Origin of the sequence: Acaryochloris sp. IP29b_bin.148 (assembly GCF_028285565.1) — a bacterium.
Lineage (GTDB): Bacteria > Cyanobacteriota > Cyanobacteriia > Thermosynechococcales > Thermosynechococcaceae > Acaryochloris.
Map to the genome: position 1 here is coordinate 1 of NZ_JANQOY010000110.1, position 9448 is coordinate 9448.

Genomic DNA, 9448 nt, shown 5'->3' on the forward strand with positions numbered 1-9448 from the left:
ACTTGAGTGCCAATAAAGTCAGCGCGTTGTTGAACTTGTTCAGATATTGCCATGCGTGAATCCTGAGCCGAATTCTTCAGTTTTTGGATGGGGTAAATGTTGTTAATCGTACCTTTACAATGTCACAAAAACTATCGCACATGGTACATTTTCACACCCTAATCACTCCATTTTAGTGCCTTTGGGAAGCGGCCAAGCGTTCTGGCTGGTGTTGATACTACACCAATATCCCTACAATTATGGCTTTGTAGACCCTTTGGATCACAATATCACCTGGGCCAGTGCAATGGGCTAATCTGTATAGTCTGACAGGGGCGCACAGGAGCAAACCAAATTGCGATCACCATAGGCATTGTTAATCCGACTAACGGCAGGCCAGAACTTAGACGCTCGTGTCCAAGGCGCAGGATAGGCAGCCTTTTCTCGCGAGTAGGGTCGGTCCCAACTGTCGGCAATCACCACCTCAGCCGGATGAGGGGCATTTTTTAAGACGTTATTTTGGGCATCCACTTGCCCGGCTTCAATTTCAGCAATCTCGGCGCGGATGGCGATCATGGCTTCGCAGAATCGGTCCAGTTCAACTTTAGATTCGCTTTCCGTCGGCTCAATCATAATCGTGCCCGGTACTGGCCAAGACACGGTAGGTGCGTGATAGCCGTAGTCCATTAACCGTTTAGCAATGTCTTCGACTTCAATTCCAGCCGTCTTCTTGACGCCTCGTAAGTCCAGGATGCATTCATGGGCTACTAACCCGGATTTACCCTTATACAGGACGGGGTAATAGGCTTCCAGCCGCTTGGCCATATAGTTGGCATTGAGAATAGCAACCTTAGTCGCCTGGGTGAGGCCACTAGCCCCCATTAAGGCTATATAGACCCAAGAGATGGGTAAAATACTGGCACTGCCCCAGGGCGCTGCCGCCACCGCCCCAATGCCCTGCTCCCCGCCCATCGATACCACTGGATGCTTAGGGATAAAAGGAACAAGATGGGTTGCAACCCCAATCGGTCCCATACCGGGGCCACCGCCGCCGTGGGGAATACAGAAGGTCTTATGTAAATTCAGATGGCAAACATCGGCACCGATATCGCCCGGACGGCAGAGTCCCACTTGGGCGTTAAGGTTAGCCCCATCCATATACACCTGTCCGCCACAGTTATGGATCAGGTCACAAATCTCCTGAATGGTTTCTTCAAAAACCCCGTGGGTGGAAGGATAGGTGACCATCAAGGCCGATAGATGATCGCGATGCTGCTCCGCTTTTTGGCGCAGATCCGTCATATCAATATTGCCCAGCTCGTCACAGGCCACCACCACTACTTTCATCCCCGCCATTACCGCGCTGGCCGGATTGGTGCCGTGGGCAGAATCGGGAATGAGGCAGATATTGCGGTGAGTCTCCCCCCGGCTGGCATGGTATTGACGAATCACCAGCAACCCTGAATATTCCCCTTGCGATCCGGCATTGGGCTGTAGGGAAATTCCGGCAAACCCAGTAATCTCAGCCAGCATAGTTTCTAGCTGTTGAAAGAGTTCCTTATAGCCTTGGGCTTGCTCCACGGGCACAAAGGGATGGAGTTGACCAAACTCGGGCCAGGTAATGGGCACCATCTCCGAGGTGCCGTTTAGCTTCATAGTGCAGGACCCGAGGGGAATCATTGAGGTGGTTAGGGATAAATCCTTGGCCTGCAACCGATGCATGTAGCGCAGCAGTTCCGTTTCCGAATGGTAGGTATTAAATACGGGCTCGCTGAGATAAGGGCTGGTACGCTGATGCAGTTCGGGATAGTCTACGGTGGCTTCAGCTAGTAAGTCTTCAAGGGTAAAGGTGAGATCATCCGAGGTAAATAAACCGAGCACATCCCACAGATCCGCAGGGGTGGTGGTTTCGTCAAAGGCAATGCTGACCGTCTCTGCGTCCAGATAGCGAAGATTGATGGACTGGGATTGCGATCGCACTCGCAATTCCTCCACTGACAAATCGCCTAGCTTCACGGTCACCGTATCGAAAAATAGCGCTGAGGTTAGCTCAAACCCGAGTTTTTGCAAACCCGTCGCCAATAAACAGGTCAATACATGGGTGCGATCGGCAATTTGCTTTAACCCTTGAGGACCGTGGTAGACCGCATACATGCCCGCAATCACGGCTAGTAAGACCTGAGCCGTACAAATATTGCTGGTGGCCTTATCCCGTCGGATATGCTGCTCGCGGGTTTGCAGCGCCAGCCGCAGGGCGGGCTTATCTTGAACATCGTGGGAAATGCCCACAATTCGCCCCGGAATCTTACGCTGATAGGCTGCTCGCGTAGCGAAAAATGCAGCATGGGGACCACCATAGCCCAGGGGCACACCGAACCGTTGGCTATTGCCCACGGCAATATCCGCTCCCCACTCTCCTGGAGGCGTTAGCAGCAGCAAGCTCAGCAGATCGGTGGCTACGGTGACCAAGGCCCCGGCTTTATGGGCCGCCTCGACAAAGGTGCGGTAGTCATGAATCGCACCGTCTGTGGCGGGATATTGGAGCAGGGCGCCAAAGGTGGCCTGTTCAGCAAAATCATAGTGCTGGTGATCGCCCACCACCACCTCAATGCCTAAAGGTAAGGCCCGAGTGCGAATAATATCAATGGTTTGCGGATGACAGTTCTCAGAAACAAAAAAGGTTTTAGCCGTCTGCTTCTTTTGCAGGTTATAGCTCATGGCCATCGCTTCCGCTGCAGCGGTCCCTTCATCCAACAGGGAGGCATTGGCAATTTCTAACCCTGTTAAATCCATCACCATGGTTTGGAAATTCAGCAGCGCTTCTAGGCGGCCCTGGGCAATCTCAGCTTGATAGGGGGTGTATTGGGTATACCAACCGGGGTTTTCTAAAATATTTCGCTGAATCACTGGCGGAGTAATACATCCGGCATAGCCCATACCAATGTAAGAGCGAAAGATTTGGTTCTTAGCTGCCATCGCCCGTAAGTCCTGAATCAGCTCATATTCGCCTCGTTCTTGCCCCAACTTGAGTGGCTGCTGGAGACGGATCTGAGCCGGAACAGCGGCATCAATCAACGCCTCTAAATCCCCCACCTTGAGGGTGGCTAGCATCTGAGTAATCTCTTCTGGGTTCGGACCAATATGGCGGTGAGCAAAAGTGTCAGAGGGTTCGAGCACAGAGGGGAGAGGCTGGGAGAGCGAGCGATGCGTTCCATTCCCTACTTCCCCAGAAAAGGATGGGATTTCAGACGAAACAGATGCTTTAAGTGGGGATTGGGTCATGGTTCGCGAATAGGCCTCAAGCAACAGGTGAACAAAAGTGTGCAAGGCGATGCAAGATTTTTAATGCCTTAACCTTATGAAATAAGGTTGAAAATTCTATAAGTTTAGCAAAGAGATATATAGAAAGATGATCATACTGCACTAAATTATGGCAGTAGATCCAGCAAAATCGAAAAATTTAAGCCTTGAACACCTCGGGTGTATACCGCGAGGGAAGACATCATGGAAGCGTTAAGGTCGTCACTCAGGTTGATTTCAAAACAAGTTGAGTTGCTGAGGCGGTTCAGCCAGCTGGTCCCAGGGCAGTCCTGGAATAGGCACGTGGTCTTGCAAGCGGTGCTGAAAGGCCTGAGCGGTTCTAGGAGACTTTTCTTCAATGGGGCAGTGGACGAAGAAATAGGTGCGGGTGCCTTGATCCAACCAAGTCTGAAGGGTTTGCACCCAGTCGCAGAGAAACGTATCATTCAACGCTCGTTGTGGATGGCTGATATAGCGAATCACCGTAAAGGGGGCAGTGATAATGGGATGCAGTGGCAGTTTCGGTTTACGGCGTTGGGACTGGGCTTGGGGGTCGTCAGAACCCTGGTAGATGGGGCGAGGATCTAGTAAAACTCGGCCTATTTGCAAAGAGGCTAAAAGATCATTGAGGCGGTCGGCATGGGGGGACTGAAACCACTGTGGATGTCGGACTTCCAGCGCTAGCGGCACCGTCGTCTGGATGGCGTTGAGAAAAGTCGTCAAATCTGAAAAGTTTTGGGGGCCATAGCTGGGGGGAAGCTGAGCAAAGATAGGCCCTAAACGAGGTCCCAACCCCTGCATCAGTTGGATAAATGCGATCGCAGTCTCAATCCGAGGCTGTAAAGGGCCATTATGCGTCACAGCTTGGGGAAACTTGGGGCAAAACTGAAAGGTTTCTGGGGTTTGTGCAGCCCAACGCTGGACGGTTTCTGGCTTAGGGGTGGAGTAGAAGGTGGCATTCACCTCCACCGCAGTAAAGCGCTGAGCATAGAGTTTCAGAAACTCGCTAGCAGAACTACCCGGAGGGAAAAAATCGCCCAGCCAGCCCTTGTAGGCCCAAATCGCGCAACCCAGATAAAAGTCGTGGATGGTCTCCGGCAACGGCGTCATCCTTGGTTTTAACCCCCTACAATTGGAGTGTTTACCTTTCCGGGGTAACGCACTGGAAAGAGAACACTTCCCCTACTTATCTCAGTTTTGATCAAATGAGCATTGTAACGCTGCAAGCGATTCGGAAAGACTTTGGGATTAAAGATATTCTGCGAGAGGCCAGCTTCAGCATTGAGCCAGACGACAAAGTCGGGCTGATTGGGGTAAACGGTTCGGGGAAGTCCACCGTCCTAAAAATGATTGCCGGTCTTGAGCCGATTGATGGCGGACAGCGGCAGGTCCAATCCGGTGCCAATATTGTCTATCTCCCTCAACAGCCTGATCTAGCAGATCACTGCACGGTGCTGGATCAGGTGTTCAATGACAGTAGTGACGCAATGCAGCTCGTCCGGTCCTACGAAGATTTGTCGCATCGGATGTCTGAGGTCGAAGGGGCTGAACTTGACACCTTGATGGCGAAGCTGACGGGCCTCTCAGCTCAGATCGAAACGGCAGGTGCTTGGGAGTTAGAAACCAATGCCAAAATCATTCTCAGCAAGCTAGGGATTACCGATTTTGAAGCCAAGGTGGGGGATCTCTCGGGGGGGTACCGCAAGCGAATTGCCTTAGCGACGGCGCTACTCTCAGAACCGGATCTGCTGCTCATGGATGAGCCCACCAACCACTTAGATGCCGAGTCGGTGGAGTGGTTGCAAAGCTATCTCGGGCGCTATCGCGGCGCCTTGCTGCTGATTACCCATGATCGCTACTTTTTAGATCAAGTCACGAATCGGATTTTGGAAATTGATCGGGGAGATTTATATACCTATTCCGGTAACTATTCCTATTACCTGGAAAAGAAAGCCTTGGCCGAAACGTCAGCGGCGAAAAGTCAGCGAAAACACCAAGGAATTCTGCGGCGGGAATTGGAATGGCTGAAGCGAGGTCCTAAAGCCCGTAGTACAAAGCAGCAGGCCCGCATAGATCGCATCCATACCATGCAAGATCAGACCTTTAAGGCCGCCCAGGGCAAAGTCGACATTGATACCCCTGGACGGCGCATTGGCAAAAAGGTGATTGAGCTGTCGCAGATTGCCAAGCACTATAACGGGCGAACGCTGATCCAAGATTTTTCCTATGAATTTAGCCCCGAAGACCGAATTGGCATTATTGGCGGCAATGGGGCAGGCAAATCCACCTTGATGAATATCATTACGGGACGGGTTGAGCCGGATGCGGGACAGGTCGAGATTGGCTCGACCATCCATATCGGCTACTTTGACCAGCACTCAGAAGATCTGGTGGCCGCCGTCAACCAAGACCAGCGGGTGATTGATTACGTCAAAGAAGTGGGTGCCTTTGTGACAACGGCAGATGGCAGTCAAATTTCTGCTTCACAGATGTTGGAACGCTTCCTATTCCCTGGCAATCAGCAATATGCCCCCATCCATAAACTCTCAGGTGGCGAAAAGCGACGGCTATTTTTACTGCGGGTGCTGATGGGAGCGCCCAATGTCCTGATTCTGGATGAGCCCACCAATGATTTGGATGTGCAAACGCTGGCGGTTCTAGAGGACTATCTGGAGGATTTTAACGGCTGTGTGATTGTTGTGTCCCACGATCGCTATTTCTTAGATCGGACGGTGGACTATATTTTTGCCCTAGAGAATGCTCAAGTTCGGCGGTATCCCGGCAACTATTCAATCTATCTAGATATCAAACAGGCGGAAGCCACAGCAGACCTCAACCCACCCCAGGAACAAGCGAAACCTGCGGCAGCCCCTCCCGAAAAAGCGAAGGGAAAACCCCAATCCTCCTCCCGGTCCCGTCGTCTGTCTAATTATGAGCGACGGGAGTTTGCCAATCTAGAAGATAAGATTCCTGAGTTGGAAGCGAAGAAAGCTAAGTTAGAGAAAACGCTGTACAGCTCACCTCCCAGTGATTTCTCTGAAGTTCAGCAACTCTCGGAAGAACTCGCCAGCTTAGAAGCGGAAATTGAGACGGCGACGGAGCGATGGATGGAGTTAGCCGAATTAGAATCCTGATGCCACTTTTTTCCTAGCGGCGAAATTTATGGATTGATGCTGATCCAATCCTCAGTTCTGGTTAAGCAGCAACAAAGATAAACTATTTTTATCCATGCTGCAGCAAATTTGCTTCCTAGATGGATAGATCTCTATGCTGAAAGAGTGCTAAATCCCCGTTATCTGAGTAAGATAAGAAGCGGCCTCCGCGCAAGTTCAATCATCTTCATTTGCTAGAACAATGGAAAATCCCTCCCTCCGAGAACAACCTCGCACCGAAAAAGCCCCGATTATGGAAACTCGTCAAGACGCGTCCATTCTAGGATGGCTAGAGGGATCGGGACGCTTGATGGATCGAGACAACCAAGAGAAGGCCAAAACGGTTCGAGAAGAGGAAGATAGCGAAGAAATTAATGCCCTGATGGGAGGGGAAGAGGATTTCGATGAAGACGAGGACTAAGTAAGTAACGATGGTCGTGGTGAATAAGACTGCTAAGCCAACCCGATCCGGGTCTGGCAGGAATTTGTACGGGTTATTATGTGTTGGTCTCAGCGGCGTGGCGTTGGCAACGGATATTAGCGCCAATCGGATCAGTCAGCCAGCGCTATCGGTGATTGCGCCCTTAGCAGTGAGTGCATTGTTGGTTACCCTGTTGGGGTTTGGGGCTGTGCCGCTGCTTAGGTCTCTTAAAACCGGACAAGTGATCCAAGAAGATGGTCCCCAAAGCCATCTTAAAAAGGCGGGCACGCCGACGATGGGCGGTATTTTCTTTATCCCCGTCGCCTTAGCCTTGAGCGTGGCTTGGGTGACACTGGCCACCGACACTAACTCCGTCAATGTCATTGCAGCCACCCTATTAACCTTCTGCTTGGGATTCGTCGGTTGGGTAGACGATTGGCAAGTCCTGCGCAAAAAGTCGAATAAGGGCATGTCCGCCCGCTTGCGACTGGGAATTGAATTGGGTAGCGGCTTGATCTTTGGATTGTGGTTATTTTTGACCCGTCCCGAAATTCAATCCTTGGCATTGCCCTTTGGGCTCGCCTTGCCATTGGGGGTGTTGTTTTTAGCCGTGTCCACCTTTGTGGTGGCAGCCGAAAGCAATGCCGTTAATCTGACGGATGGGATGGATGGCTTGGCGGCCGGAACAAGTGCGATCGCATTCCTAGGGATGGCCCTGGTGGTTGCGCCCCAATCGCCAGAGCTGATGATTTTCTGTGCTTGTCTATCGGGCAGTTGCTTAGGGTTTTTGGCCCATAATCATAACCCTGCTCAAGTGTTTATGGGCGATACTGGCTCCTTGGCCTTAGGGGGAGCCTTAGCCGCAGTGGGGTTGATCACCAATACCCTCTGGGCACTCTTGATTCTTAGTGGTCTATTTCTGGTGGAATCCCTGTCTGTGATTGCCCAGGTTACCTACTACAAAGCCACCAAAGGCCCTGATGGTGTTGGTAAGCGCCTGTTTAAAATGTCGCCTATTCACCATCACTTTGAACAGTCTGGCTGGCCTGAAGTGCGCGTCGTCTCTACCTTCTATGCTTGTGTTGCCGCGTTGGCCATTGTGGCTTGCGGACTGAATGCCCTCAGTTAATTGGCCAACGTAGAACGCCCACCTAAAATTGATCTTTCATCCCCCGTAAGCGGGCAAAGCACTGCACTGGGGTATCACTTTGGGTGTGAGTAATTAAATGGGGCTGATCCCAACGCAGAAAAGGGTTGGTGTGTTTTTCCAGACCGATCTCTGAGGGAATAGTCGGCTGAGACTGACTACGAGCTGCTTGCACCTGTTGATACCTATTTTTTAGGTGTAAGTTCTCTGGATCAACGGTGAGGGCAAACTGCAAGTTCTTCAGGGTATATTCATGGGCACACCACACTCGGGTGGTCTCTGGCAAAGCGCGTAGCTTGCTTAAGGAGTGCACCATTTGGGCGGGTGTCCCCTCAAATAAGCGTCCACATCCCCCCGCAAATAAGGTATCGCCACAAAAGAGTTCACCGAATTCCTCGGGCGAACATGGCGGGAAGTAGTAGGCAATATGGGCGCGGGTATGGCCAGGTACGAATAAGATGTCGGCGGTGCGATCGCTAAAGGTAATGCGATCTCCCTCCTTAAGAAAGTGCTGCTGCCCTGGAATCCTGCCGCGATCGTGTTCCCCACCATAAACCACAGCCTGTGGATAGTGCCGCAGGAGTTTCCGATTGCCGCCCACATGATCGGAATGATGATGGGTATTGAAAATAGCAACCAGTTCAGCCCCCAAATCCCGTAGTTTCGCCAGAACGGGTTTAGGATCGGCGGGATCCACTACGGCGGCAATCTTGTGCTCAGGGTCGTGGAGCACAAAGATATAGTTATCCGAAAAGGCAGGCAGGCGATGAATTTGCATGGTGGCACGCGTAGAATATCAGGCTATCAGCATTATGACTGTCCTTTAGCTCCATCCAGCCATCTGCTTAATATTCCAGTATGGAGGATGCCTTATTGTTTAGGCTGGCAATATTGCTGAAAATAGTCTGGCTGCATTGGTTATATCAGAGCTAGCAATCGAGATTGGTGGGTGACTAATCCAGCAACCAATTCACCATATCTTGTACCGTTAAGTGCACATCCAATGCAAAGTTCGGGACAGGCAAGGAACGATCAGGAGCATCCATATCAAACACTTGCAAAGCCTGCTCCGAGGCGTACACCAAAACCGTTTGTTCTGTAGGATCAATCAGCCAACCGAGCTGAGTGCCCTGTTGGAGACAAAACAGAATTTTGTTCGTGGCCTGGCTTTGATCCGGCGATAAAATTTCCACAACCCAATCAGGCGCAAGGGAAAACTGATTGGCAATCGAGCCATCTTCATCTCTAGGAATTCGCTCCCAGGTGAAAATTGCAATATCTGGAACGATAGAACGTCCAGCAAAGGTACAGCGCAATTCAGGAAAAACTCGTCCTTTTCTCTGAGGCTTAAGCACCATTTCCACAGCCATCGTCAAGTCCCGCTGAATCGTGCTGTGTTTCCCTTGAGGCATGGGCTTTTGAACAATATATCCGTCAATATACTCGCTG

7 protein-coding genes are annotated in these 9448 nt (G+C 51.2%); 3 read left to right on the top strand and 4 right to left on the bottom strand.

Going from position 1 to position 9448, the window contains the following annotated elements; genetic code table 11:
- Positions 1-291: 291 nt before the first annotated feature.
- Positions 292-3261 carry an aminomethyl-transferring glycine dehydrogenase gene (gcvP, locus tag Q0986_RS10280; RefSeq protein ID WP_299409321.1) on the bottom strand — a complete coding sequence of 990 codons (2970 nt, stop codon included), beginning with the start codon at positions 3259-3261 and terminating at the stop codon, positions 292-294.
- A 255-nt stretch (positions 3262-3516) separates the two neighbouring features.
- A complete protein-coding gene (locus tag Q0986_RS10285; RefSeq protein ID WP_299409325.1) occupies positions 3517-4389 on the bottom strand; it encodes a DUF72 domain-containing protein in 873 nt (290 codons plus the stop codon).
- 95 nt (positions 4390-4484) lie between these two features.
- Here Q0986_RS10285 and Q0986_RS10290 point away from each other — a divergent pair, with 95 nt between their 5' ends.
- The 3 genes from Q0986_RS10290 to mraY all read left to right on the top strand — a co-directional run bounded on the left by Q0986_RS10290 (position 4485) and on the right by mraY (position 7981).
- Positions 4485-6413: an ABC-F family ATP-binding cassette domain-containing protein gene (locus Q0986_RS10290; protein ID WP_299409329.1), complete on the top strand. Its 1929-nt coding sequence runs from the start codon at positions 4485-4487 to the stop codon at positions 6411-6413.
- A 220-nt stretch (positions 6414-6633) separates the two neighbouring features.
- Positions 6634-6852, top strand: coding sequence for a DUF3134 domain-containing protein (locus tag Q0986_RS10295; protein ID WP_299409333.1), 219 nt, complete (start codon positions 6634-6636; stop codon positions 6850-6852).
- Between the two features lie 10 nt (positions 6853-6862).
- On the top strand, positions 6863-7981 hold the full coding sequence (gene mraY, locus Q0986_RS10300) for a phospho-N-acetylmuramoyl-pentapeptide-transferase (protein WP_299409336.1): 1119 nt from the start codon (positions 6863-6865) through the stop codon (positions 7979-7981).
- Between the two features lie 22 nt (positions 7982-8003).
- On the opposite strand, the gene gloB is transcribed toward mraY, so the two are convergent.
- Positions 8004-8777: a hydroxyacylglutathione hydrolase gene (gene gloB / locus Q0986_RS10305; protein ID WP_299409339.1), complete on the bottom strand. Its 774-nt coding sequence runs from the start codon at positions 8775-8777 to the stop codon at positions 8004-8006.
- 175 nt (positions 8778-8952) lie between these two features.
- On the bottom strand, positions 8953-9448 hold a 496-nt coding region (locus Q0986_RS10310), incomplete at its 5' end, for a Uma2 family endonuclease (protein WP_299409342.1).